Origin of the sequence: Cytobacillus oceanisediminis (assembly GCF_022811925.1) — a bacterium.
Classification (GTDB): domain Bacteria; phylum Bacillota; class Bacilli; order Bacillales; family Cytobacillaceae; genus Cytobacillus; species Cytobacillus oceanisediminis_D.
The window spans coordinates 5,196,449-5,222,937 of the sequence record NZ_CP065511.1 but is presented as its reverse complement, the minus strand read 5'-3'; the positions used below and the strand labels follow the sequence as shown (position 1 = coordinate 5,222,937).

The 26,489-nt window shown below is 41.0% G+C and carries 24 protein-coding genes and 1 pseudogene; 20 read left to right on the top strand and 5 right to left on the bottom strand.

Annotated elements, in window-relative coordinates; translation table 11 throughout:
* Positions 1–4: 4 nt before the first annotated feature.
* The 10 genes from IRB79_RS26215 (at position 5) to IRB79_RS26170 (ending at position 11,015) form a co-directional block, all read left to right on the top strand.
* Complete coding sequence (locus tag IRB79_RS26215; protein ID WP_243506055.1) at positions 5–784, top strand: enoyl-CoA hydratase/isomerase family protein; 780 nt, start codon at positions 5–7, stop codon at positions 782–784.
* A gap of 13 nt (positions 785–797) precedes the next feature.
* On the top strand, positions 798–1,958 hold the full coding sequence (locus IRB79_RS26210; protein ID WP_243506054.1) for an acyl-CoA dehydrogenase family protein: 1,161 nt from the start codon (positions 798–800) through the stop codon (positions 1,956–1,958).
* A 3-nt stretch (positions 1,959–1,961) separates the two neighbouring features.
* On the top strand, positions 1,962–3,155 hold the full coding sequence (locus IRB79_RS26205) for a thiolase family protein (protein ID WP_243506053.1): 1,194 nt from the start codon (positions 1,962–1,964) through the stop codon (positions 3,153–3,155).
* A gap of 22 nt (positions 3,156–3,177) precedes the next feature.
* Entirely contained in the window at positions 3,178–4,188 is a 1,011-nt protein-coding gene (locus tag IRB79_RS26200) for an NAD(P)-dependent oxidoreductase (RefSeq protein WP_243506052.1), read from the top strand.
* A complete protein-coding gene (locus IRB79_RS26195) occupies positions 4,185–4,598 on the top strand; it encodes a PaaI family thioesterase (protein ID WP_243506051.1) in 414 nt (137 codons plus the stop codon). Before IRB79_RS26200 ends, IRB79_RS26195 begins: the two co-directional genes overlap by 4 nt.
* Positions 4,595–5,557: an NAD(P)H-dependent flavin oxidoreductase gene (locus IRB79_RS26190; protein ID WP_243506050.1), complete on the top strand. Its 963-nt coding sequence runs from the start codon at positions 4,595–4,597 to the stop codon at positions 5,555–5,557. The genes IRB79_RS26195 and IRB79_RS26190 overlap by 4 nt, the downstream gene beginning before the upstream one ends.
* Positions 5,558–5,568: 11 nt before the next feature.
* Complete coding sequence (fabG, locus tag IRB79_RS26185; protein ID WP_243506049.1) at positions 5,569–6,330, top strand: 3-oxoacyl-ACP reductase FabG; 762 nt, start codon at positions 5,569–5,571, stop codon at positions 6,328–6,330.
* Between the two features lie 11 nt (positions 6,331–6,341).
* Positions 6,342–7,448 carry a tartrate dehydrogenase gene (locus IRB79_RS26180; protein ID WP_243506048.1) on the top strand — a complete coding sequence of 369 codons (1,107 nt, stop codon included), beginning with the start codon at positions 6,342–6,344 and terminating at the stop codon, positions 7,446–7,448.
* A gap of 17 nt (positions 7,449–7,465) precedes the next feature.
* Positions 7,466–8,812, top strand: coding sequence for a hypothetical protein (locus tag IRB79_RS26175; protein WP_243506047.1), 1,347 nt, complete (start codon positions 7,466–7,468; stop codon positions 8,810–8,812).
* A 196-nt stretch (positions 8,813–9,008) separates the two neighbouring features.
* Positions 9,009–11,015: a penicillin-binding transpeptidase domain-containing protein gene (locus IRB79_RS26170; RefSeq protein ID WP_243506046.1), complete on the top strand. Its 2,007-nt coding sequence runs from the start codon at positions 9,009–9,011 to the stop codon at positions 11,013–11,015.
* A gap of 220 nt (positions 11,016–11,235) precedes the next feature.
* Here the strand turns inward: IRB79_RS26170 and IRB79_RS26165 are convergent, their stop codons facing one another.
* A complete protein-coding gene (locus IRB79_RS26165) occupies positions 11,236–12,117 on the bottom strand; it encodes a LysR family transcriptional regulator (RefSeq protein ID WP_243506045.1) in 882 nt (293 codons plus the stop codon).
* A 129-nt stretch (positions 12,118–12,246) separates the two neighbouring features.
* Here IRB79_RS26165 and hutG point away from each other — a divergent pair, with 129 nt between their 5' ends.
* The 5 genes and pseudogenes from hutG (at position 12,247) to IRB79_RS26140 (ending at position 17,583) form a co-directional block, all read left to right on the top strand.
* Complete coding sequence (hutG, locus tag IRB79_RS26160; protein WP_243506044.1) at positions 12,247–13,206, top strand: formimidoylglutamase; 960 nt, start codon at positions 12,247–12,249, stop codon at positions 13,204–13,206.
* A gap of 15 nt (positions 13,207–13,221) precedes the next feature.
* On the top strand, positions 13,222–14,430 hold the full coding sequence (gltS, locus tag IRB79_RS26155; protein ID WP_243506043.1) for a sodium/glutamate symporter: 1,209 nt from the start codon (positions 13,222–13,224) through the stop codon (positions 14,428–14,430).
* 73 nt (positions 14,431–14,503) lie between these two features.
* A pseudogene (locus tag IRB79_RS28270) lies at positions 14,504–15,126 on the top strand (aldehyde dehydrogenase family protein).
* A gap of 563 nt (positions 15,127–15,689) precedes the next feature.
* Complete coding sequence (locus IRB79_RS26145) at positions 15,690–16,352, top strand: hypothetical protein (RefSeq protein WP_243506041.1); 663 nt, start codon at positions 15,690–15,692, stop codon at positions 16,350–16,352.
* 16 nt (positions 16,353–16,368) lie between these two features.
* Positions 16,369–17,583, top strand: a complete 1,215-nt coding sequence (locus IRB79_RS26140; RefSeq protein ID WP_243506040.1) for an efflux RND transporter periplasmic adaptor subunit — start codon at positions 16,369–16,371, stop codon at positions 17,581–17,583.
* A gap of 40 nt (positions 17,584–17,623) precedes the next feature.
* On the opposite strand, the gene IRB79_RS26135 is transcribed toward IRB79_RS26140, so the two are convergent.
* The 3 genes from IRB79_RS26135 to IRB79_RS26125 all read right to left on the bottom strand — a co-directional run bounded on the left by IRB79_RS26135 (position 17,624) and on the right by IRB79_RS26125 (position 20,107).
* Positions 17,624–17,923: a hypothetical protein gene (locus tag IRB79_RS26135; protein ID WP_243506039.1), complete on the bottom strand. Its 300-nt coding sequence runs from the start codon at positions 17,921–17,923 to the stop codon at positions 17,624–17,626.
* Positions 17,924–18,019: 96 nt separating this feature from the next.
* Positions 18,020–19,084: a C40 family peptidase gene (locus IRB79_RS26130; RefSeq protein ID WP_243506038.1), complete on the bottom strand. Its 1,065-nt coding sequence runs from the start codon at positions 19,082–19,084 to the stop codon at positions 18,020–18,022.
* A 141-nt stretch (positions 19,085–19,225) separates the two neighbouring features.
* Positions 19,226–20,107, bottom strand: coding sequence for a helix-turn-helix domain-containing protein (locus IRB79_RS26125; protein ID WP_243506037.1), 882 nt, complete (start codon positions 20,105–20,107; stop codon positions 19,226–19,228).
* A 329-nt stretch (positions 20,108–20,436) separates the two neighbouring features.
* Between IRB79_RS26125 and IRB79_RS26120 the strand changes: the two genes are divergently transcribed.
* The 3 genes from IRB79_RS26120 (at position 20,437) to IRB79_RS26110 (ending at position 22,118) form a co-directional block, all read left to right on the top strand.
* On the top strand, positions 20,437–20,589 hold the full coding sequence (locus IRB79_RS26120) for a YwzD family small protein (protein WP_243506036.1): 153 nt from the start codon (positions 20,437–20,439) through the stop codon (positions 20,587–20,589).
* 381 nt (positions 20,590–20,970) lie between these two features.
* Positions 20,971–21,858, top strand: a complete 888-nt coding sequence (locus IRB79_RS26115) for a helix-turn-helix domain-containing protein (RefSeq protein ID WP_243506035.1) — start codon at positions 20,971–20,973, stop codon at positions 21,856–21,858.
* A 44-nt stretch (positions 21,859–21,902) separates the two neighbouring features.
* Entirely contained in the window at positions 21,903–22,118 is a 216-nt protein-coding gene (locus IRB79_RS26110) for a hypothetical protein (RefSeq protein WP_217026287.1), read from the top strand.
* A 100-nt stretch (positions 22,119–22,218) separates the two neighbouring features.
* Here IRB79_RS26110 and IRB79_RS26105 read toward each other — a convergent pair whose 3' ends face one another.
* Complete coding sequence (locus tag IRB79_RS26105; RefSeq protein ID WP_243506034.1) at positions 22,219–23,328, bottom strand: acyltransferase; 1,110 nt, start codon at positions 23,326–23,328, stop codon at positions 22,219–22,221.
* Positions 23,329–23,562: 234 nt separating this feature from the next.
* Here IRB79_RS26105 and IRB79_RS26100 point away from each other — a divergent pair, with 234 nt between their 5' ends.
* Both IRB79_RS26100 and IRB79_RS26095 read left to right on the top strand, forming a co-directional pair.
* Positions 23,563–23,769 carry a hypothetical protein gene (locus IRB79_RS26100; RefSeq protein ID WP_221879673.1) on the top strand — a complete coding sequence of 69 codons (207 nt, stop codon included), beginning with the start codon at positions 23,563–23,565 and terminating at the stop codon, positions 23,767–23,769.
* Between the two features lie 318 nt (positions 23,770–24,087).
* On the top strand, positions 24,088–26,442 hold the full coding sequence (locus tag IRB79_RS26095) for a cell wall-binding repeat-containing protein (RefSeq protein ID WP_243506033.1): 2,355 nt from the start codon (positions 24,088–24,090) through the stop codon (positions 26,440–26,442).
* Positions 26,443–26,489: the final 47 nt, after the last annotated feature.

Genomic DNA, 26,489 nt, shown 5'->3' with positions numbered 1-26,489 from the left:
GAACGTGCATCAATACGAAAATCTGCTTGTTCAAATCGAACAGGGGGTTATGTGGCTGACCATTAACCGCCCTGAACAGCGTAATGCATTAAATCAGGAGACTCTCCAGGAGCTCGCCGATGCCTTTAGCTGGGCAGATGCAAATGATGAGGTGAAATGCATCATCATCCAGGGAGCAGGGGAAAAGTCCTTTGCAGCAGGAGCAGATATAAAGCAGCTTCATGAAAGAAAAATGCTTGAGGCATTGATTCCGGGCATGCAGGGGCTCTACAAAAAAATTGAACAATCGGGCAAAGTAACGATTGCGGCTGTAAAGGGGTATGCACTGGGTGGAGGGTGCGAGCTGGCCCTTGCCTGCGATATTCGAATCGCAGCGAAGGAAGCAAAATTCGGCTTGCCGGAGCTTAATCTGGGTATCATTCCTGGAGCAGGCGGAACACAGCGTCTGTCCAGAGTGGTTGGCAAGGGAAGGGCACTTGACATGATTCTTACCGGCAAAATCATTGATGGAGAAGAAGCCGAAAGAATCGGACTTGTGTCTTACCTTGCAGCCGATGATGAATTGGAAAGGAAAGCAGAGGAGGTTGCCTCTCAGATTCTTAAAAAAGGCCCGGTTGCCATTAAACTGGCAAAGCTTGCAGTCCACAAAGGCTTTGATATTGATCTGGAGACAGCCATGCTGATTGAAAAGCTTTCACAGGCTGTAGCTTTTGGGACAGAGGATAAAAGAGAAGGTACAGCGGCATTCCTGGAAAAAAGAACGGCGGAGTTTACTAACCAATAAGGGAGAGACAGAAATGGACTTTAATTTTTCTGAAGATATACATTTTTTAAGGGAAAATGTGCGTAAATTTGTAAAAGAAGAAGCAGAACCATTGGCGATGGAAATTGAAGAAAAAGATATGATACCGGAAAAGCTGGTGGAGATGTCCAAGGAAATGGGCTTATTCGGATTAAGCATTCCGGAGGAATATGGCGGGCTCGGGCTTGACATGGTCGGAAAGTGCGCTATTTACGAAGAGCTTGGCAAAACACATAATGGCTATACCACTTTAATAGGGGCACATACGGGAATCGGCTCTGTCGGAATAGTAGAACTGGGAACGGAAGAGCAAAAGCAAAAATATTTGCCGAAAATGGCAACGGGGGAATGGATAGGCGCTTTTGCTTTAACTGAACCGAGCGCTGGCTCGAACGCTGCGGCGCTAAAGACGACTGCCGTCAGAAAAGGTGACAAATATATAGTAAACGGATCCAAGCATTATATTACAAATGCAGTTGACGGGCATGTCTTTACTGTAATGGCTGTAACGGATCGGGCAAAAGGAGCGAAAGGAATTACTTCCTTTATTGTTGAAAAAGACTTCCCCGGCTTTGTACTGGGGAGTGTTGAACAAAAAATGGGGTTAAGAGGCTCCCATTCGGCAGAGCTTTTCTTTGAAAATATGGAGGTTCCCGCCGAGAACGTTCTTGGTACAGAAGGACAGGGATATATCAACGCACTGAAAATCCTGGCCAATGGCCGCGCTGGCCTGGCTGCCAGAAACCTTGGTTCCTGTGAAAAGCTTCTTGAGCATTGCCTGCAATATACCCAGGAACGGGAGCAATTTGGCAAGCCGATCATCGAGGTTCAGGCTGTTCAGCATATGCTGGCGGAAATCAGCATGCAAATCGAAGTGCTTAGATCCATGACTTACCGGGTTGCCTGGATGACCGATCAGAAAATGAGGGTTGTGAAAGAAGCAGCCATTGCGAAGCTATTTGCTTCAGAGGTATATAACAAAGTGGCAGACTTAGCCGTACAAATCCATGGCGGAATCGGATATATGAGAGACTATCCGATTGAACGCTACTACAGGGATGCAAGAATTACAAAAATCTACGAAGGAACCTCTGAGATTCAGCGCAATATCATTGCGAATGAGCTTAAGCGGGAATCTTCCTATGTGGGGGTGTAAGGCATGAATCAGCCATATATTGTCGAATCTGTCCGGACAGCTATTGGCAGAATGGGCGGAACCATAAAAGACGTCCCAGTTGATCATCTTGCAGAGAAGGTCATTCGGGAAGTATTAAATCGCTCTCATACTGATGTACAAGTGGATGAGGTGATTCTTGGCCAGGCCAAGCAAAGTGCGGATACTTCCAATCTTGCGCGTCTTGCTGCCTTAAGAGCTCAGCTTCCAATTGAGGTTACAGGCTATACGGTTCACCGTCAATGCGGTTCCGGGCTGCAGGCCATCAATAATGCGGATATGCAAATCAGGCTTGGCTACTCTGATGTAGTCGTGGCCGGAGGAGCTGAAAGCATGAGCACAGCCCCTTACTATATCCGGAACGCCCGTTATGGCTTCCAGGCCGGAAATGCACAAATTCTGGACCCGAATACCGAAAGCCAGCCTTGTTCCCAGCCAATCGAAAAATACGGGAACCTGACAATGGGTTTAACCGCTGAAAACCTGGCTGAGAAGTATACTATTTCAAGGGAAGAACAGGATGAATTTGCGCTTCGCAGCCAGGAGCTTGCAAAGGCGGCTATTGAATCTGGACGTTTTGAAAAGGAAATCAGCCCGGTTGAATATAAGCAAAAAAGAGAAACACAGCTTTTTAGTGTGGATGAGCACCCGCGCAGTACAAATATCGAGAAGCTCTCGAAGCTTAAGGCGGTTTTTAAGGAAAATGGAACCGTGACAGCAGGCAATGCCAGCGGCCGCAATGACGGTGCTTCCGTCATTTTGATGATGAATGAAGCGAAGGTCAATGAATATGGCTTAAGACCGAAAGCGAAAATCATTGCCCAGGCTGTGAGTGGAGTATCTCCGGAGATTATGGGGATTGGTCCTGTCACCTCTACATTTAAAGCGTTAAAGCAATGTGGTTTATCAATGGATGACATTGGACTGATTGAGCTGAATGAAGCATTTGCAGCTCAGGCACTTTCAGTCATCCGTGAATCCGGAATGGATATCAATAAGGTGAATGTAAACGGCGGCGCCATTGCTTTAGGCCATCCAATAGGGGCTACAGGAGCCATTCTGATGACAAAGCTGCTGCACGAAATGGAACGAAGAGGCGAAAAATATGGTCTGGTCACTCTTTGTATTGGCGGCGGCCAGGGAATTACCACTATAATTGAAAACCTTCAAGTTTCATAATATCCATGAAGGAAGTGTTTAGATGAACAGGCCTCATATTGTTCAGATTCTCCCCATGTATCATGCAGATGGGGAGAATCTGCTGAACAAACATGCTGATGTGAAGATGTTTACGGAATTTAACGAACAGGAGATATGTGATTACCTCCAGATTCATCATGTCGACGGAATCATCCTTCGGGCCCCGGCAAGAATCACTCCAGCCATTTTGGACTGTTGCCGGCAAGTAAAAGCAATATCAGGAGCGGGAGTCGGACTTGATAATATTGATGTCGGATATGCGACGAAAAAGGTAATACCCATTTTGCATGCTCCAAAGCTCAATAGTACCGCCACCGCAGAACATGCAGTGAGCCTGCTTTTAGCCGTGATGAAAAAAACGGCCTATTTTAACAGGGAAACCAGAAGCGGAAACTTCTCGTCAAGAGATGGAGCATTTACCTTTGAACTTGAAGGAAAGCAGCTGGGGCTTGTAGGGTTTGGAAGCATTGCCCAAAAAGCGGCAAAGATTTTAATCAGCGGGTTCGGAATGAAGGCGATGGCTTATGTCAGAAGTATTTCTGAAGAAAAGCAGCAGGCAGCCGATCGTTTAGGGGTGGAGTTAACCACTTCATTAGAAAGGGTTTTTTCTGAAAGTGATGCAGTGAGCTTACATATTCCTTTAACGGCAGAAACAGACAAAATGATTGATAATAGTTTACTAGAGTTAATGAAGGAAACGGCAGTACTGGTTAACACCGCCAGGGGCGGTGTGATCAACGAGAATGATCTAGTGAAGGTTTTGACTCAAAATCGTATTTTAGGAGCAGGGATAGACGTGTTTACCGAAGAGCCGCCTCCATTTGATCATCCACTTTTTCAGCTGGAGAACGTGACAGTGAGCCCCCATATTGGAGGAATCAGCCTTGAAGCTGCCAGGCAAACCTCTATTCTGGTAGCGGAGAATCTATTACGTGCAATCAATGGTGAGAAGCTTTCTGTTATCGCGAATCAGGATCAGCTGGCGGCAGCAGGAAAGGGGTTTGTTTCATGACGGCGGAACATCTGCAGAAAGTAAGAGCCGATTTTGAAGGCAGCCCGTTCTGGAACTTTATTGGATTGAGGCTAAAAGAATTAAAAGAAGGCTATGTTCTGCTGGCACTGCCAATACAGAAGGATTTCATAAATGTAAGAAATTCTGTCCATGGCGGCATATATGCATCCGTAATGGATACGGCAATGGGCATGGCAGGCAGGTCGCTGGGATATGATGAGGTTGCGACACTTCATCTAAACATTCAATATCTAAAGTCTGTGATGGACGGAACGGTTTATTCCGAGGCAGAGATTATACATCAAAACCGCAGCACGGTATTAATTGAAGGCAGGCTAAAGAATGAAGACGGTGAACTGATTGGACATTGCACCGGAACCTTTAAGCTTTCGAAAGGTGAAAAGGTATGATGCACACAGCTATTACAGAGATGTTTAACATCCGCTATCCCATAATCCAAGGGGGGCTTCAAGGGCTTGGAACATCACTGCTTGTGTCCGCCGTATCGAATGCAGGCGGACTCGGCCTTATAACAGCTGGAAGCTTTTCATCCACGGAAGAAATGATGGAGGATATTGAGTCGGCAAGAAAGCTCACATCCAAACCATTTGGCGTAAATATTGCTCTTGGAATCCGCAAGCCGATGGATGAATATGTAGAAGGGGCGATTGAAGCCCGTGTTCCCATTGTTTTCACCTCTGGCAATAATCCTGAGAAATATATGGAGAGCCTTAAAGCAAACGGAATAAAGGTCGTTCATGTAGTGCCTTCTGTAAGATTCGCCAAAAAAGCAGAATCGATTGGCTGCGATGCAGTGGCAGTGGTTGGATATGAGTGCGGGGGCCATCCGGGCAAAGAGGATGTAACCAGTCTTACCTTGATTCAAAAGGCTGTTAAGGAGCTTACGATACCTGTCATTGCAGCAGGAGGGTTTTCAACAGGAAAATCTGCTCTTGCTGCTTTTGCTTTAGGGGCACAAGGGGTGCAGATGGGTACAAGGTTTTTGGCATCCAGGGAAGCGGCACTCCATGAGTCAATCAAAGACAAATTGATAAAGCTTCAGGAAACAGATACCCTGCTTGTGAAAAAATCAATCGGGAAAGCAATGAGAGTGATGAAAACAGAGCGTGCGATGGAGCTGCTGAAAAAGGAAGAAGCCGGAGCTGCTTTAGAGGAAATATTTCCATATATAAGTGGAGAAGCCTATATGGAATTAATCAAGAATGGCAATGAAAATTCTGGTGTCATCTCATTAGGGCAGACAATCGGATTAATAGATGAAATTAAAAAGACAGAAGACATTATCAAGGATATTGTGCAGGAATACGAACAGCAGCTTGAATTTTTGTACAGGAATTTAAATAGATAGGAGCGAAGTCATTGTTAAGTCAAGAAAACCAGGTAGCTGTTGTCACTGGCGCAAGCAGGGGGATAGGCAAAGAAATATCCAGAAGACTGGCTTCGGAAGGTGCATATGTCTATTTAGTTGACATTAATGAGGAAGCATTAAATGAGACCAGACATGAACTGCAGGAAAAAGGCTTTGCAGCAGAAATGTTCAAATCGGATGTCACCAATGAACAGGATGTTGAACGGCTTTTTTCCTATATTGAGGAAAGGCATGGAAGAGCCGACATTTTAGTCAATAATGCAGGAATCATCCGGGATAACCTTTTATTTAAAATGAATGCCGATGATTGGGACAGCGTCATGAATGTCCATTTAAAGGGAACTTTCCTTTGCAGTAAATATGCCCAGAAATTAATGGTTCAGAACAAATATGGAAGAATTATAAATCTATCTTCCGTATCAGCCCTGGGAAGCAGGGGGCAGGCCAATTATGCAGCGGCAAAAGCGGGTATCCAGGGTTTGACGAAAACACTGGCTATTGAACTGGGGAAGTACAATATTACCGTGAATGCCATTGCACCCGGATTTATTATGACAGATATGACAAAAGCAGTCGCAGAACGGCTTGGCATCTCCTTTCAGGAATTAATTGAATCCAAAGTAAAGCAAATTCCGGTTAACAGAGCAGGTACACCAGAGGATATCGCACAGGCGGCAAGCTTTTTTGCAAGTCCGGCATCTTCTTTTATTAGTGGCCAAGTCCTATATGTTGCCGGAGGCCCAAGATCATAGGAGGTTATGATATGAAACAGTGGAAAATTGCCCTGATCCCTGGGGATGGAATAGGCCCGGAAGTTGTAGCTGAAGGGGTAAAAGTATTAAAAAAAATTGAGGAATTGGATCCCAGTCTCTCTTTTTCTTTTACGGAGTTCCCATGGGGCTGCGAGTATTATTTGGATAATGGAAAGATGATGGCTGATGATGGAATTGAACAATTAAAGGAATTCGATGCGATCTATTTGGGGGCAGTAGGCTATCCTGGTGTGCCGGACCATATTTCACTGTGGGACCTGCTTCTGAAGATCCGGAAGGAATTCGATCAGTATGTAAACATTCGGCCTATTAAACTTTTAAACCCTGAGTTAACACCGCTTAAAAACAAAGGGGAAAAAGAGATAGACTTTTTGGTTATCAGGGAGAATAGTGAAGGTGAGTATGCCGGAGCGGGAGATTGGCTATTCAAAGGAAAGCCGGAGGAAGTGGTCCTGCAGACCGGTGTGTTTTCAAGGAAAGGAACAGAACGCATAATTCGCTATGCATATGAAGAAGCCCGCGAGCAGAAAAAGACATTAACAAGCATCAGTAAAGCAAATGCACTTAATTATTCCATGGTATTCTGGGATGAAATATTTAGTGAAGTTGGAAAGGAATATCCCGATGTCAAAACTTATTCCTATTTGGTGGATGCCGCAAGCCTCTACTTTGTTCAGCAGCCGGAAAGATTTGAGATTGTCGTTACCTCCAATTTATTTGGGGATATTTTAACTGATTTGGGCGCTGCGATTACAGGAGGACTCGGATTGGCTGCGGGAGCGAACATCAACCCTGAAAGAGCGTTTCCATCCATGTTTGAGCCTATTCACGGCTCAGCACCGGACATTGCCGGGAAAGGACTTGCCAACCCTCTTGCCGCCATCTGGTCCGTCAGCCAGATGATGGATCATTTTGGGGAACATGCCTGGGGAAGCGCCATTCTGAAAACAATGAAAGAACTGCTTCGCCATAAGAGTTCCTTAACTCCGGATCTGGGTGGAAATGCTTCAACTGAACAGGTTGGCAATGAATTTATTAATCTCTTAAGCAGTCATGTCCCTGCTGCAGTTAAAAGTCCTTCTAGTGGAGTAAAATAATAGAGAGAAGGGTTCCTATGATACGTTTTTCTCTCGTATTAAGTATGTGTTTTCTTTATATTCTTGAGGCATTTGTGCCCAATATGTACATTAGCTTCATTTTTAATATGGCGGCTGCAGCTGTATTTTTCACCATGATGCCTTTATTGGATAGGAAGGGCAGGATATTTACACTTGGACTATTCTCTACGGGGATTATCATTCATTATGCAGTCGGAGATAGGGGCATGCTCCTGATCCAGGGAATAACTCAGAATATGGCTCTGCTTTCCATTCTCATTTTAGCTCCGCTTCTGTCCATTCCCTTAAGAAGAGAAGGAATCATTGACACAGTTATTACGTATTTAAATGAACTGAAAAACAACCCTGCCTATACTTTTTATGGCATAAGCTCATTTATGATGACATTGGCTCCCATCTTGAACATGGGGGCCTTAAGGATTGTACACGGCTTTGTGGAAAATATCAAAATTCCATCGAAGTTGTTATCGAGGTCGTATTATATAGGCTTTACACCGGCTGTTATTTGGTCTCCATTTTTTGCTTCAGTAGGTATTGTTTTGTTTTATCTAGATATAACTTATCTTTCATATGTAGCATTTGGTGTCTTTTTTGCCATTTTGCAGATGGCTGTGGGGATTATTCTATTCCGTCCGGCTCGAGCTGTGGCGGAGGCGGCTGCACTTGAGAGAGAAGCGGAAAGCTCAGCGCATGACAAACGCAGAAAAAGGGATCTGTATGCTCTGGCTGGCTTTGTATTTGGCCTGGTGCTCCTGCTGATTGTCATGGAGCAGATATCCCAAAAATCAATGCTTTTGCTGGTAAGCATGGTCTGTGTCATTGTGCCGGCAGGCTGGATAGTCTTGCGGAATCAAAAAAAGGCTGTAAAGGAAGAAGTCTCCCTGTATAAAAGCAAAATATTAGCACAGAAAATGGAAATTTGCCTCTTTCTTAGTGCGGGCCTTTTTGGCAACGCTGTATCACATACACCTGTAAAACAGCTGCTGGAACAGTCCATGCACTGGTCGGCACAGCAGTCTATAGGTATTTTATTTTTGTTTATCATCCTGTTTGTTACGTTTATGGCCTTTCTCGGGGTCCATCAAATTATTGTCATTCCGCTGATCCTAACCTCGCTCAATTTTGCGGAAATGCCTGATATTACGGTAGTCAGTGTGGCATTTATGTGCATTTTCACCTGGATGCTCTCTTCTTCCATTTCACCTCTAAACGCCATGAATATCATCATCAGCCAATGTGTTCAAAAGAACGGGCTGACCGTTGCATTCAGATGGAATGGTGCTTACTTTATCTCTGTTACGGGGATGGCCTTTTTGTATGTTTATATATTGAATTGGCTTTGAAAAAATTCGGTTAAATTAAATTATTAGAAGGATGCGAACCTATATCGTTTGCATCCATTTTTATTTTGATAGGCGATTTATAATTCTAAAGTGTACAATGCAAATTTGCAAAGTTCACATTCGGCAAATACGGGTGGTATCTGTCACTAGGAAAATTCTTCAATTAAATGGTAAGATAGGGTTGGGAGGGTGAGTTATGAGAAAAGTACTGTTTTTTGTTTTTGCTGTCCTGATTTTGGCCGCTTTGAGCGGGTGCAATAAGGAGATAAAGCCGCAGGATCGCTTTTCGCAATATGTGGAGCACTGGAACAAGCAGGAGTTTGAAAAGATGTATGAGTTCCTGTCGAAGGATGCGAAGCAGTCAATCAGCAAAGAGGATTTCGCAGCCCGTTATGAAAAGATTTATAAGGATTTAGAGATAGATAATCTGAAGGTAACATACAAGCCGGATATGGAAAAGGAATACAAAAAAGAAGAAAATGCGAGCTTTCCTTTTTCAGCAAGCATGGATAGTGCAGCCGGCAAGATTGAGTTTACCCATGATGCCAAGCTGGTGAAGGAAGAAAAGGAAGAGGAAGACAATTGGTTTGTTGTCTGGGATACGACTTATATTTTTCCGGAGCTGGGGCCAGAGGATAAAATCAGTTATTCAACTGTACCTGCACAGCGCGGAGATATTGTGGACCGCACAGGTGACCCGCTTGCCTTAAATGGCACCCTTTATGAAATTGGTGTTGTTCCTGAACAGATGGGTGATCAGAAGGAGCAGACCATCAAAGGTTTGTCTGCAGCATTGGGAATGTCAGAAGACCAGATTAATAAAAGCTTGAATGCAAGCTGGGTACAGCCAGGTTACTTCGTGCCAATTAAGAAGGTTTCCCCAGATGATAGGACAACATTAGATAAAGTGTTCGCACTAAAAGGCGTCCTGAAGCAGGATGTCAAAGGCAGAGTCTACCCGATGGGGGAGTCGGCTGCTCACCTAATTGGCTATGTTGGACAGATTACAGCAGATGAAATGAAAGAGCGTGAAGGCTATTCAAGCACTGATATAATCGGAAAAAGAGGACTTGAACAGGTCCTTGAGGGACGTTTGAAAGGTTCAAATGGAATTAAAATTGGAATCAAGAAGAAAGACGGCTCTGAAGTGGTCCTCTCTGAAAAACCGGTAGAGAACGGTGAAAATGTTCAGCTTACCATCGATATGAACCTGCAGAAGTCTCTTTACACAGAGCTGGGAGGAAAGCCGGGAACCGCAGCAGCGATCGATCCGGTTACAGGAAATACGCTGGCGCTCGTCAGCAGCCCGAGCTTTGACCCGAACCAGGCTTCACTTGGATTTACTGCTGATGAGTGGAAGGCAATTGAAGGCAATAAGGACATGCCGCTTCTGACACGATTTAAGCAAACCTATGCGCCAGGTTCAGTGATGAAGCCGCTGACAGGCGCAATCGGACTGACAGAAGGAACACTAACGCTTGATGAAACGATTAATGTTAAGGGCCTTCAATGGCAAAAGGACAGTTCATGGGGAGGCTATAAAGTCACTCGTGTTAAAGACCCCGGCGGACCGGTCAATTTTGAAAAAGCGATGATGTATTCGGATAATATCTATTTTGCCCAGCAGGCCCTTGAACTGGGAAAAGAAAAGTTTTCAGCTGGACTCAAGAAATTCGCGTTTGAAGAGGAAATTCCATACGCATTCCCGCTTGAACAATCCAAGATTGGCGGCCTGGACACAGAGATCCTTCTTGCTGATTCAGGCTACGGCCAGGGCCAGGTGGAAATGAGCATTGTCCATCTTGCTGCTTCATATACACCTTTTATCAATAAAGGCTCCATGATCAAGCCTGTTCTCCTGGAAGAAGAGGAAAAGGGAAAGGTGCTGAAAGAAGGCGTGATGAGCGAAGAAACAGCAAACACGGTTGCAGCCTCAATGGCTAAAGTAATCCAGGATCCAAGCGGAACCGGCCGTACAGCTTACATGAAAGATTACCCGCTGGCTGGGAAAACCGGAACTGCCGAGCTGAAGAAGAGTGCGGATGAAAAAGGCCAGGAGAATGGTCTGTTTGTTGCCTACAACCCGCAGTCTCCAAAGCTCCTGATTGCGATGATGATGGAGGGCGTGGAAAACAGCGGCGGATCGAAAGTGGTAGTGGAGAAAGTGAAGAAGGTATTTGAGGAGCATAAAGGGCGGTTTTAATAATCAATAAAGAAGTAAGGAAAGTGTCTGTACCCTGATAGAGTGCAGACACTTTTTTGTGGCCTGGGTGGATTGAATAACATACACCAGCGTAATTGTAAGAGCTCTGTATTATACAATTGCAGTATTCCCTGTAAAAGGAAGTTGCTGCCTATTAAAAAGTTGTATATATAATATTTAAAATTGTTAGAATTTATCAGGTCAATCCTTATTGTAAATTTCAAACAAAAAGGCTCTGTATTTCTTCTATTAAATGAAATACTGCCGGTGTTAGATTTCGATTTTTCCAATAGGCAATATAAACAGGCCTTTGGAGAAACCCTGAATTAATAGAGCGGGTCACAAGATTTGGATTGGAGTAATATTTAACATAGCTTTCCGGAAGGATAGCAATTCCAAGGTCGTGTTCAACCAGGCTGCAGGCTGTTTCTAAACGCTCAATTTCATATTTAATAGTTGGAGTAAGATTTTCATGATGAAATGCATTTAAAACATCGTCTCTCGTCTGAAAACCGGCTGTGCTGATAATAAAGTCGTGTTCCGTAAGATCCTTCAAAGATATGGAAACCAGTTCATTAAGCTTGTCATCTTTATGCATGACCAAGAGCAGTTTTTCAATATAAATGGGAATAACCTCTATTTCATTGTTGTGAATCAGCTGGTTTGTGATCGTAATATGCACATCATAATTGGAAAGAGACTCTATAACCTGTTTGTGGCCAAGCAGTTCTTTAAAATGTATTTCTATATTAGGATACCTTTCTTTAAATTGTTTTATTGTTTTTGGTATCCAGTATTTAGAAGACTCAATCAATCCAATTGAGATCATGCCGCTTCCTGTTTGTCTAATTTCTTCGAGATCCTTTAGCATATATTCATGCCTTTTGATAAGATCCATGGCACGTGTATAGAACATTTCTCCTGATTCGGTAAGAGTTAAGCTCCTCGTGTTCCTTTCCAAAAGCTGAATCCCTATTTCATTTTCCAATTTCATGATGCTGCTGCTTAAAGAAGGCTGGGAAATATGAAGTATTCCAGCGGCTTTAGAGAAGTTTTTTTCCTGTACCACGGTGGTAAAATAACGAAGCTGCCGAAGATCCAATTGTATACACCTCTCATTTATAGCTATAGACTATTAATATATAAAAATTTGGTATTGGTAATTATATATTAACTTAAATATACTTTTTATAGGATAAAAATTCAGAATTTATAAACAGCAGGAGGAATTATGTATATTAAGCCTTCGGGGAATCATTGGTGCGGAAGAATTGATAGTGAAACAGACCCTCTTAGTTATCGGGTTCATCAGCAGGTAAAGTTGCTGGATCTAACAGCTGAAATTAAGGAAGTGGAAACTGGCAAATCGTTTGGCCTAATTGGCTTTAAGTGTGATGAAGGAGTTAGAAGGAATCAGGGCAGGAGAGGAGCGGCAAAAGCACCGGAAGAAGTTAAGCGGGCTATTGCAAAACTCCCCTGGCATTTGCCGGGGAATGCAAAAGTGTTTGATGCAGGTGATATTGAATGTGTTGGGCAAAACATGGAAGAGGCTCAAGCTGAACTCGGAAAAACCGTTTCCTTTCTATTAAAAAAAGGAGTAACTCCTTTAATTATAGGCGGCGGACATGAGACCTTTTATGGCCACTATCTCGGGGTCAGGGAGTACTTAGGACCTGATGCGAGTATTGGAATCGTTAATATTGATGCACATTTTGATATGAGGCCGTACGGACAGCGAACTTCTTCCGGTACGATGTTTAAGCAGATTTTGGATCAAGATCAAAATTGCGGATACTTAGCCGCTGGCATTCAAAAACTGGGAAACACGGCAGCCTTATTTGAGACAGCCCGTAAGTATAATGTGAGTTATATAGTGGAGGAGCAGCTGTCATCCCCAGATACTTCAGGTGTCTTAAAGCAGCTGGATGATTTTGCTGCAAAATATGACAATCTTATTCTCACATTATGTACAGATGTCATTAATTCTTCTTTTGCTCCTGGAGTAAGTGCACCCTCCCCATTTGGCCTTGAACCGAAAAAAGTGCGAGAGTTAATAAGGTATATTGTTTCAAAGGAGAAAACAATCTCCTTTGATGTGTGTGAAGTTAATCCTGATTTTGATAATGACAATAAAACAATTGCATTAGCAGCACATTTCATAAAGGAAGGAATCATGAATTTTAATAAATAATCTAGGGGGTACAATATGGACTTGGCATTAAATAATGTTACCACCATCTTTTTGGCGGTTGCTTTACTCATAGGTGGAGGATTCCTGGTTAATAAAGTTTCATTTTTAAAACGGTTTTGCATTCCTGCACCAGTGGTTGGCGGTTTGTTATTTGCTATTCTAGTAACAATATTAAAACAGACAGGACTTATAACAATAACATTGGATACTTCACTGCAAGGTTTATTCATGCTGGCATTCTTCACGACGGTCGGGCTGGGAGCGAGCTTTCAATTGGTAAAGCTCGGCGGGAAACTTCTGGTTATATATTGGCTTGCGTGCGGGGTATTGGCATTATGCCAGAGTGTTATTGGAATTTCTCTGGCCAGTGTTTTAGGGCTTGACCCTTTATTAGGAGTAATGGTTGGTGCTGTGTCCATGGAAGGGGGGCATGGAGCTGCCACTGCATTTGGCGGAACAATTGAGGAATTGGGAGTAAATTCAGCTCTTTCAGTGGGCCTTGCAGCAGCTACATTTGGGTTAATTGCTGGAGGCTTAGTCGGAGGACCTACAGTTAAATATCTTATTACAAAGTACAAATTGGATCCATCAGAAGCCGATGCATCAGTAGAGGCGGCAGCGGCTAATGAAGACGCAACGGGGAAATCTGCCTTTGATTTCAATTCCCAAAAATTCATGGTACAGATCTTAATCATAACTTTTTGTATGGCTGCCGGTTCCTATTTGGGTGAGCTATTCTCCAGCGTTACAGGCTTTGTGCTCCCTAGCTATGTTGGAGCAATGTTTGTAGCAGTTATAGTCAGAAACATTCTGGATAGCTTTAATAAAAGCATTGTGGATATGAAGAGTATTAGCTTAATTGGCGACGTAACTCTTGGCATTTTCCTTTCCATGGCATTAATGAGTATTAAGCTTTGGGAAGTGGCGGGTTTAGCGCTTCCAATGTTAATGATTGTTTTAATTCAAGTTGTATTCATTGTGGCTGCAGGAGTATTTGTTCTATTTAGGTTACTGGGTAAAGATTATGATGCAGCTGTTATGGTGGGAGGCTTCACCGGTCATGGCCTAGGAGCCACTCCCAATGCAATGGCCAATATGGGTGCCATTACTGAACGCTTTGGTCCATCCCCAAAAGCCTTTTTAATTGTGCCAATTGTTGGCGCGTTTCTAATCGATGTATTCGCCATGCCAATCATTATTACAAGCATTAATTTATTGAACTAATAAATTCTAGGGGCTGAAGCAAATTCAGCTCCTATTTTTTTCGACAAACTTCAGCCGGGCCCATAGCACCAGTTTGATCATCCCTTGGAATTACCCGCTGCAAATCACAGCACGGAGCATTGCGGTTTCTATTGCAACCGGCAATGCCGCCGTGCTGAAGCCTGCTGCGGCCATGGAAAAGCTGGCCATTGGATCGGGAATCAATAATCCTGACCTCGGACCCGTGTTAAACCAAAAGCAATTCGAACGGATTCAGGCTTATCTGCAGGTGGCTGAGGATGATGGAATTCGGGTGGCAACAGGAGGAAAACGCCAGCCAGTCGAAGGGTGCGAATCAGGGTACTACCTGCGCCGACGATTTTTGACAATGTTCCGGCAGACCACCACCTTGCGCATGAGGAAATCTTTGGACCGGTTCTAACAGTCACCACGTTAGAAACAGAAGAAGAGGCCATTGACATTGCAAACGGCACCCCATACGGTCTTGTAGCAGGAGTGTGGACCGAGAATGCCAGCCGTGCCCACCGGGTTGCAGATGCATCGGAATGCGGCCGGGTCTTTATTAATCACTACGGAGCTGGCGCCGGCATTACTCATCCTTTTCGCGGGTACAAGCATAGCGGATTTGGCAGGGAAAAAGGGTTGGAGGCTCTGCGGAATTATACGCAGGTTAAGAATGTTGCGCTGAAATACTAAGAGGCCATCGGGAAATATGGAATAGAAGGGTTAGCCCAAAATGAATTAGGGGCATTTCTCATAACGGGGCAAAGTAATTAGGCACCACAGCCTTTGCGTTATGTAAAGACTTGTAGTGCCTAAATCAATAGAAAAACTGTATAGTAAAAATATTGAATCCCCATATAGCTTACCGGCGTTTTTTCGTTCTCGACTGAAAAAAGCTGACAGCCTCCAAAATAAACAGCTTCTCCTGCTCACTCAGCATTCTCCAGTTTCCAGCTTTTATTTTCATTAGTAAGCCCTCCTCAATTTTTATAACTCTCGTGACAAGGACATAGTTGTAAAATTCTTACTTATCTATACCGCCTTTTTAGTAGCTTGAAACAACAAAAGTTTTTGCAAATTCTGACACGATTATTATGGAAAAAGGAAAAAAATAAAGAAAATACGTATCTCTTAGCCTTTTCGACAATCATTTAGGATGACAAGGCCTCAATTCTGCACAATTCTACCTATTTCCCAAAATTTTGATTTTGAGGTAAGATAAAAGAATAGTAGATTACAGTGTTGGAGGATTCTTTATGGGCTATCGGGTACCGCTTCTGAGAGGATTGAAGGAGCCATATACAATTTCGCATCAGTTGAGGAAAGAGGAAAGTCTGTCTGGTTTATGGAAACAGGTGTTGCTATTAATCCTTTTAAGTGCGCTAGTTTTTGGGGTCAGTGCCTTCTTTGGCATTGGAAGTGAGCAAGCATCGAGAAGCCTTATAGACCTTTCGAGAAGCGAGTATGAACTGTATAAGCTTTTCTTTGGAGCAGGGCAAGTTATCTGGGGGATTGTTTATGCCATTTTGGTCATTTTTGTGCCTTCTCTGTTCTTTTGGACCCTTGTCGAGGTCGAGTATAAAAAACTGATAAGCATTCAATTAATGGTTTTGCTGATTCTTCTAACTGAAAAGATAATCAATATTCCAATCTTTTTGTTTTTAGGAATAAATACCAATTCCTCTATATTCTCATTCGGCATTATTGCTCAAGCCTCAGCATTCCCTGAGTTACTAATCTATACGCTTTCTGCAATAACATTATTTAAAATCTGGACACTTGTCCTGCAATATAAGTACTTAAAAGTCGTTTCCGAAAGAAGCCCCCGCTTTCTTATTTTGGTGTTACTCGGAACGCATCTGTTTTTTGTGATTGTTTCAGCTTTACTCTCATCCATCCACCTGGAAAAGCTTATATAAGTGAGGGGATTCTTTAATGACTTGGAAAGCAAGATTGTTAGCAGGTGCTGTGGTTCTCTTTTTGGCTTGTAACATCACCTTGCTATTTCTTAAAAATGAAAAAATAAACAGGACTTACCATGTTGATGAATGGACATCTGTAAAAAAACAGGATCTTCTTGAAACCATGCCGGCAAGAGGTGTATTGGCCCCGAAAGAAGAACAGCATTTTTACTATGAAAATTCAACTGGCACATTCAAAGGATTTCTCGTCGAAAAAGGTGATGAAGTTCAGCAGGGTACAGGGTTATTTGAGTATTCTCCGGATGACATTACACTCACAAAGGAAGAATTCCAAATTGAAAAGGATAAACTGGAAAACGAACAAGAAAATCTTGAAAGCCATATTAGTGATCTGGAAAGCATGCAAAGAACCCTTTCCAGTGCACCCGTTGAAGAGGACCAGCCTAATCCGAATGTATATATGATACAAACACTTGAACGGGATATTTATGAAAAAGAGCTGCAAATTAGCAGAATTGATAGTGAAATCGAAAAGTACGAGGACCTGATCGAATCTGCGGATGAAAGTCTTTTAAATCTTACAGTAGAAAGCGAAATTGACGGGACAGTAAAAAGCATTAAGCATGATCTCACTAATCCTGTGGTAACTGTCATTTCCAATGAGCAGAAGGTCACAGGGGTTTTTTCTGAGCAGGAAATTAAAAAAGCTGCGGAAGGGATGAAGGTATTCATCACACCGGAAGGCAGCAATAAAAAGATTAATGGAACCATTGAAAAGATTTTAAACCACCCTACTTCAGTACCACATGCAGAAACAGAGAGCCGTTATGAATTTTCTATTGCAATAGATGAATCAAACGAGCTTGAAAGCTTCCATGGTGAGCATGTAGATGTCCGAATCGTAACAAATGAAGTGATGGATACCCTGACTGTTCCAGCCGAAGCGGTTAAGAAGGCGAAGAAAGGTAAATATACATACGTAATTCAGACAAATGGCCGGGTGGAAAGAAAAAAAATCGAGACAGGCATCAAGATTAACCAGACACAGGAAGTGAAAGAAGGGGTTGAGAATGGAGAGCTTATTCTTCTGGAAAGACCGCCATTTTTAAAATCAGATTTTCCCTTCATCACATCAATGGAACCGAAAAAACTGAAAAAGAAAGACTTAAAGGAGTTAAGAAAGAAAGACATGCTGAAGTACACATCAAGAGGATTTCTTTCCAGATAGGAAAAACCAGCAGCCATATGTGCTGCTGGTTTCTTTATGGCTAATAATAAGGATCTTCCTTTCCTGACCGGACCCTAAACAGGATGCCGAAGAACAGGATTACGGCTGTAATCAGCCATATAATCATAAAAGCTGAGCCAAGTGTAAAGGAGCTGCTCGCATAGTCCATGCTTTGTTCTATATAGACAACATACACAAGGGGTACTGCATTCAAAAGGAAAAAAACAATAATCGCAGCCAGCTTGCCTGGCGTCTGATGCTTAAGCTTGGAATAAATTAAAAGAAGACTCATCAATAATAAAGATAATGACAAAAATGTAATAATGCCTACGATGTTCATTTGATCTCCTCCTTTAGACCCCGCTATCTATATCATTCTTCAAAATATATGTATTTTCCTTCCAAATATGAAAAAAGACACCTGTAAAAAGGTGTCCTAGTAAAATCGTTTAAATCCATCAAAATGGCTCTTCCAATATGAATTATCCAGACTGGAAACTTCAACGCCCGAGGAGCCGGCGTGGATAAATTTATTATTTCCTACATAGAAACCTAAGTGAGAAATGCCTTTCTTATATGTATTCTCAAAAAATACTAAATCGCCAGGCTGAGGTGTGTTCACATAAAAAGAACGGCTGTAGTACCCTTCTGAAGAGTAGCGTCCCATTTTTGAGCCTGTCTGCTTTAGAACATAATAGATGAACCCGCTGCAGTCAAAGCCTGAAGGAGTTTGGCCACCCCATTGATATGGAACACCTATATGTTTCTGTGCTTCAGCAAGAACCGATGACGCTGCCCCATTGTCTGTCTGCTCATTATTGTTTGGCTTCCCGTTAGAGACAGATTCACTTGAATCCTGGCTTGCACTTAAATTTAGCTTTTGTCCAATCAAGATTAAATCAGAACTCAGTTTATTCCATGTTTTAATCTGTTGAACAGTAGTCTTATACTTAGCAGCAATGCCGCCTAGAGTATCCCCTTTTTTAACTACATATACCTCTGAACTGCCGCCATTGGAAGGTGCTGACGGTGCTGGGGTGGAACCTGTCTGCCCTTGAGTATCTCCCGAAGTGTTTCCAACAGATTTTGAAACCTTAAAGACCTGTCCAGGGTATATTAAATGTGTGCTAAGCCCATTCCAGCTCATTAAATCTTTTAAACTAATATTATGATTTAATGCAATTTTAGATAGAGTATCCCCGCTTTTAACTGTGTAAGTTTTGGCAGTATTAGTTGGTGCAGGCGCTGCAGTGCCGCCTGATGGCTGATTGGATTCAGGTTTTTCTGCTGTACCTGGTATTTGAAGAGGTTGATTGATTGATAGAAAATCGGAATTTAAATTATTGGCTTTTTTAATATCTGTTACAGTAGTTTTGTATTTAATAGCCAGATGATACAGGGTATCCCCTTTTTTAACTATGTATGTATCAGCGGAAGCCTGAGAGGCAAAGGCTGAAGAAAGCATTGCTGCAGCAGCAATTGAAACCATCTGTTTTTTCACTTTTCCAAATCACTCCTTGGACGTATTTTTGTACCATTTTATCACATATATCGTCCAAAAAGATCATATTTTTACATGATTATACAAAAAAGTAACTATTATTTTACAATAACAAGGGACTGTCGACTTATGTCGTGGTGACTATTGGATATTTCTGTCGAAAATTGCCACTTTTCCACTTATAAAGTCATTATATCTTTCATCTCTTTGAAGACGGAAAATATCAAGAGCCTGTTCCATGTACTTTTTCGCCAAAACAAACTGTTCTCTGAGTTCATAATTATATCCAATATGATAATGAAGATGTCCCAATAGAAATAACTGATCTTTTTCTAAGCAGATTTCAATAGCCTTATGGCAGAGTTTAGTAGAATGGTCATAGTCCTCTAGGTCTGTATAGGTTTTTGCCGCATTATAAAGGATTCTGCTGCGTATTGTTTCATCATTTAAATAAACGATCTCCCCTAAATGGCTCATGGCACGAAGATATATATCAAGGGCATCCGTGTATCTCCCTACCTCATATAGTAAGATTCCTTTGCTATTCAGAATCTCGATTTCTCTTTCACTCCACACTTTCTCAAATGTCAAATCTACGGCTCTATCGATAAATAAAAGTGCTTCCTCTATCTGATGATCGACATGATATTTGTAAATCCCTTTATGCCAGAGGAGAATTTGAAAATTTTTCTTGTTGGATGTAAAAAGCGGATTTTTTTCTTCAATTTCCACAATCTCTTTTATAAGGGGATAATCAAGTTTACGCCTGGCCATTTTCAGCTGGTTTTTAACTTCCTGAACATAATCAAGCCTTGGGGTTGTTCCGTGTTCAAAGAAGTAATTGATATCAACCCCCAGCCTTTGTGATATAAAATATAAAGTGGATGCTAAAGGAAGGACATCCCCATTTTCGATTTTACTTATTTGCGCTTGGGTACATATATCTTTTGCCAGATCTTTTTGGGAAAAACCTGCTGATTTTCTTAACTCTTTGATTTTTTTTCCGATTACAGAAAAATCCAAACGATTACCCCCTGAAAAATATTCTTATAGTTATATTTACTATTAAAAACCTGTATTAACAAGAGATTTAGAACTGAAAACCATTAATAATGAGTAATAATCAATGATACATGAATTGTATATTAATGTTTTAATGAATAATGTGAAATGCATTTAGGAAAGAAACCTAACTGCAACTGATGTTTACATCCTTTTAAATCTCCAGTTTCAGCCGCTTCCCTATCGGAAGCGGTTCTTTTTGTTTAATAACTGGAAAAGTATTGTCAAATGATAGAAAATAAAATAGAATATTGTCTAAGAATGATAGAAAAATAGGAGGAGTTAAAAAATTGCTGGGTAAAGAAGGTCTCGATACATTAAATCAGCTTTTTTTGGACATGCTTACCAAAGCATATGAAAAGGGTGTTGGGGAAAAAGAAATTAGCGTTAACCAGCTTCTATCAGAAATTGAAAATGACTTGAGAAAAATAGTTGGAAATTAACGAAACCAAATAGTAAATAAAATATGAATGTTAAATTAACCCTCTGTATAGAAGGGTTTTTATTTTGCATTGAAACACCGCGGGATTGAAGTAATTAATAAAGTTGCCTGCATTCGAAGTAAAAGAGATATATAAAATTTCTAATTAATGAAAGGATATTTGCTGGTACTATCGAATAATATATAGTGGGGTTAAATTTAATGTAACTGCGAAGATGTTTTTCCCCGTTAAGTTTCGTTTTACAGTAGACTCTTCAATCTTAGAACTTCAAACGTACCGCATATAGACTGATGCAGTTCCTGTACACTCCTGAATCTTTAACGATACTATACTTTTTGTGGTAGGATAATACTATTAATTATACTAAGTGAGGGAAAGCTGATGAATTTAAGTGAGTATTTAATTGGCGACAGCTTACAATCTTTTCGTCAGTATAAAGGATTAAGTGTTAAGGAACTGGCAGAAGGCATATGCTCTGAAGAGGAGCTAGTTTCCTTTGAAAAAGAGAAAGCGTATCCAAGTCTGGAGACGCTGAATCAATTAGCAAATAAAATGAATATTGATCTTACGTACTTCTTTAATATCGCCTCGAAGTCTACCATAAATTATTCTACAGCTGTTATGCAGATTATTAATAAGCACAAGCGGAATTGGAATTATCAGGCGATTTACGAAATTGTCCAAAAGGAATTGGAGAATCCGATTTTCCAGCCTGTCATGCTGAAGCAATTTTTAGTATGGCATCAGGGCATCTGTGTGTTTTATCTTGAGAATGATTTTGATAAAGCGATAGAGCTGCTGCACGGCGCCTTAGACCTTACAAATGAAAAAAGGGTAAACTTATCGGAAAGAGAAGTCGAAATATTAACAAGTATCGCTATTTTATATAAAGATATGAACCTTTATACGGAAGCTATTTCCATGTTCAAAAAAGGGCTTAATGATTTGGAGAAACTTCCGCATATCCTTGAGAGCAGAGGGAAAGTCAGGATTTTGTTTGGTTTATCCCAAGCCTTAACAGAGATCGGGGAATTCCAGGAATCCCTGGTATATTGCCAAAAGGGAATTGAGATTTGTATACATGAAGAAATACAATATTTGTTTGCTAATTTGCACTATCAAAGTGGAGAAAATTATATAAAATTTGGCAATAAAGAAAAGGGTATAGAGTTCCTTCAGAAAGCCATTTATATCTTGCAACTGCAAAGAAATGATAAATTCATCCAAATTATTGAATCCGAAATGGAAAAATTACTCAATAAATGTTAATATATAAATAATTCAATAAATTATGAATGAGAGGAGTTAATGTCATGAAAAAGTTAATCTTAGCTGGGGCGTTGGCTTTAGGATTAATTGGCGCTGGAGCATCTTTCACGGGGAACCTGGAGGCTGGCATTCCATCGGAGCATAGTATTGGCAAACCTGTAGAGTTAGCTGGCATTCCATCAGAACACAGTATTGGCAAGCCAATAGAGTTAGCTGGTATTCCATCAGAACACAGCTTAGGAATTCCGTCAGAACATTAATATAAACTCATTTATCAAAAGCGGTGCTTACCGCTTTTTCTTTTGGTTTCAAATGACAAAAAGCCCGAGCTCTGTATAATAGTAGCTCGGGCTCTAACTTTTATTGTAAATTTGATTTTACCCGCAGAGCGGCTGTTTTGACAGTGGTATTTCTCTTCTGCTTCTTAGTGCCCGGCACTGTTAATATATATTGATTAAGCGGTATTAATTGTATCGCTTTTACCATTGCTATTGAACCTAATAAAATTAAGGCATAAACAAAAGGGAAGAGTGCTGTTTTCCAGACAAAATCCGGTGCAACCTGGATAAAGCTGTATAGAACAAAAGGATGTACCAGGTAGATGGCCATAGATAATGTTCCAATCTTGGTAATAATGCTGTTCAGCCAGCTGATTTTTTGGATTTGTTCTCCGATCCCAATCACAAAAAGAGTAATGATTGGAATGTTGACCAAATTCGTCACTCTATTAGACGGTGTGGACCCCATTGTTTTGTATTCCCATACAGCGGCAGCTGTGACAATTAGAACCGCAATCCCCAATAAAACTTTATATTTCTTTGAAAATGCACGTAATGGTTCCCAGAAATAAGCGAGGAACCCGCCAAAAATAAAATAGAAAATCCAGCTTGGCAAAAATGCCCGCTGACTTAGGATACTCCCTAGGATTCCTTCGAATTCTCCAGGATTGAATGACTTTACAAAGTAATAGTTTATACATACTGCTCCGATAAGCAGCACTGGCCAAATCATTTTTGACTTAACTGCCTGCAGCAGCGGAAATAGCAAGTAAAACTGAAAGACAATGGACATAAAATATAAATGATAATAAGCATTGCCAAATATGAAGTTCACCAGGAATTGCTTTTCTCCGGATTCTAATGGATTTACGCCAAGCACTAAATACGTAAACAGTAAATAGAAAACACTCCAAAAGAGAAATGGCAAGCCAATCTTTGTAAATCGGCTAGTAGCAAATCTATAAAGATCAAAGCCCTTAAATCTTGCCTGATAAAATAAGAGAAAACCGCTAATAAGTGCAAACATTGGTGTTCCGAAGCGGCTGATTTGATTGATAAATAATGTAAACTCGTTATATGTTTCGCCGTGCTCATAATAGAAAGAACCAGAAACATGAACAGCAACGACAAATAGGCAGCCTATTGCCCTCAATATATGAATTTCAGAAATATGTCCGCGAGTATTACTCATTAATTTCACATCCTTGAGAAGGATTAAATACCTTCTATATAGTATATGAAAGATGCTTTCGAATCCTTATTGTAAAATAACTTTAATATAAACTTAGCGTACCCTTAATAATGCATCCTGAAATTGGATAAGATGGGTTATCAAAGGAGCAGGATAGGTATATCATATTGGTTTGTTTATTAAGTTTTGGGGAAATTGATTATATAGGGGGGATAAATAAAGGAGGAGTTCAAAATGGAAGGATTCTATGGAACAGAAGAGTATTTTGAGCAAAAGGTTTCTAATTACCTTTCAAAAGATGGAGACGAAAATAAACTGTCAATAATTGCTGCCCGGCTGGAGTATGAAATCAGGTATGAATTCATTTGCCATGAAAGAGTCAGAAATGAATGCCTGGAAAATTTATTTGAAGTCTGCGATCGTGTCCTTACAGAAAAATAATTAAAGTGATCCTGGCTGAAAATAAAAATAGTATTTTCTTGAAATCTTCCTGTCCCTTTTGGTTTGATATCTAAAGGAGAAAAGACTTGAAGAAAATACTATTCTGCCTATTCCTTAAAACTTCAAGCTGTAATTGAATTATGAGAGTTTTCTCTTTCAAAACAAAAGTCGAATATTAAAACTAGAGAGTCTCTTAAGGGGGCTCTCTTTAATTTTAATCTCAGTTTACAAAAATAGTAAAAATAGTTATTTCAACCTAGACTAATAGTCCTTAATAGTAATATAATGAATAGGAAAATTTTACAATAGGAGGAAGAAATGAAAAGATCTTTAATTGTTTTCCTGAGTCTGGCAGTGCTCTTTTTCTTTACTCAGGAAGTAACCCATGCAGAAAGTACCAGATTATCCGGAAAGGACCGTTATGAGACAGCAGTTAACATTTCCAAAAAAGGCTGGACAACAGCAGACACGGTTATGCTGGCAATTGGGGATAATTTTCCTGACGCTTTAGCCGGCGGTCCGTTAGCTTACAAACTAAATGCACCAATCCTGCTGACTAAAAAAAATACCCTTGGGGAAGTAACCAGAAAACAGATTTCAAGTTTAAAAGCAAAAAAAGCAGTAATCCTGGGCGGCAAAGGAATTATTACGGAAAATGTCGAAGCGGAATTGCGCTCTTTGGGACTTTCCATTGAACGTATAGGCGGAAAAGACAGATACATAACAGCCGCATTAATTGCGGACAAGCTTGGAAACAGCAATAAAGCCATTATTGCATATGGAAGAAACTTCCCGGATGCTTTGTCCATTGCACCATATGCAGCCAGAATGGGATACCCAATTCTGTTGAGTGAAACGAAATCATTGCCGGAAGTAACAAAGGAAAAGCTTAAAGGCAAGTCAGAAACAATTTTTGTTGGAGGAAAGGGGATCTTAGCTGATAGCCTGCTGACTCAAGCACCCAATGCCAAACGCGTTTCAGGGAAAGACCGCTATCAGACAGCTGTTGCAATTATTAACCAGTTCCAGTCCAAAGCTCCAGCAGCGTATGTTGCCACTGGTACCAGCTTTGCGGATGCATTAACAGGATCTGTTTTAGCAGCAAAGAATAATGGAGCGATGCTTTTGGTTCAGACAACAAAGCTTCCAGACGCTATTAAGAGCCATCTAAACTCGAATGTTTACTCAAGTTTGACTGCATTAGGCGGCAATGGAGCTGTTTCTAATAATGTATTAACTCAAATGAATGGTTTACAGGCGAATAATACCTTTGAGAAGTCAGCAAAAATTGATGTAAACAAAACTTATAGTGCCAAGCTGGCAGATTACGGGGATGAAGATTATTATCAGTTTACCATCACTGAACCTGGAAATATCACCCTCCAGCTTAAACAAACAAGTGGTGCAAGCTGGTATGCCACTATATTAACTGCTAATGGGGATTCACTTGAGGATTTCTCCACTAACTATAACTCCGGGGCTTCAGGAGTAACGAATAATTCGGTGGGGCTTCCGAAGGGGACATACTATATTAATATTGAAAATTATTCAGATGGATATAAAGTTCCATATTCATTTACAGTTAAATATACAAAAAGCAACAATTATGAAAAAGAGATTAACAACACTATTGCAGCAGCAAATCAAATAAATGTTAATGCAGACTACAAAGGGGCTTTACAAGACAGCGGGGACCTGGATTATTACAAATTCACTTTGGCAGCACCAGGGCAAGTGGAATTGAAAATGGACCAGAAGCCTGGGGTTGCGTGGGAAGGCACATTGCTGAATGAGAAAGGTGAAACATTTACATACTTCTCTACTGAGTATGGAACGTATGCAAATGGAGCTACCAGCTATCGGACTGGTTTGCCAGCCGGAACCTATTACTTCCTGATTGATAATTATAGTGATGCACAGGACGAAGAGTACAAGTTTAAAGTACAGTATATTCAGGGCAATTACTTTGAAAAGGAATTCAATAACACCATCGAAACTGCAAATATTCTAGAACTAAATAAAAGCTATAAAGGCTTATTAAGTAAATCCGAAACAGTAGATTTTTATAAATTCACTTTAGATTCTGCAGGCAAAATTAATGTAAACGTGAAAAATACCCCGGGTAAAAGCTGGGAAGTGCAGGTTATGAACCGTAATGGTGAGCAATATGCATACTTCAACACAAAATACGATGATTATGCAAGCGGCTACTCGAATGTTCCTATCGGTTTGCCGGCCGGGGATTATTACCTTGTCGTTGAAAATTACTCAGATAGTAAAGATGCTGAGTATGAATTTATAGTGAACTTCAGCAAAGTAAGCAATTATGAGAAAGAGTTCAATGATAGTGTTCAATCCGCCAATCCAATCAGCATTGGTGCACAAATATCAGGCTCCATACAAGGCGGAAATGACGATGACTTCTACTCTTTCCAATTGGATAAATCAGGGGCGATTTCTTTAACAGCAAAAACGAAAGAAGGCAGTAGCTGGTATTATGAAATCGTGGATGGATCCGGCAGAACGCTGCAGTATATGTATACACCTTATGATAATGTCACAGAAGAAGAAGTAACAAAAACGGTATCATTACCGGCAGGAAAATATTATATAAAAGTAGATAACTATTATAATTCTTCCTTCCAGGAGTACTCATTCTCTGTTAAGAAATAGATATGAAAGACTGTTTCCAGTACATCAGTGCTGGAGACAGTCTTTTT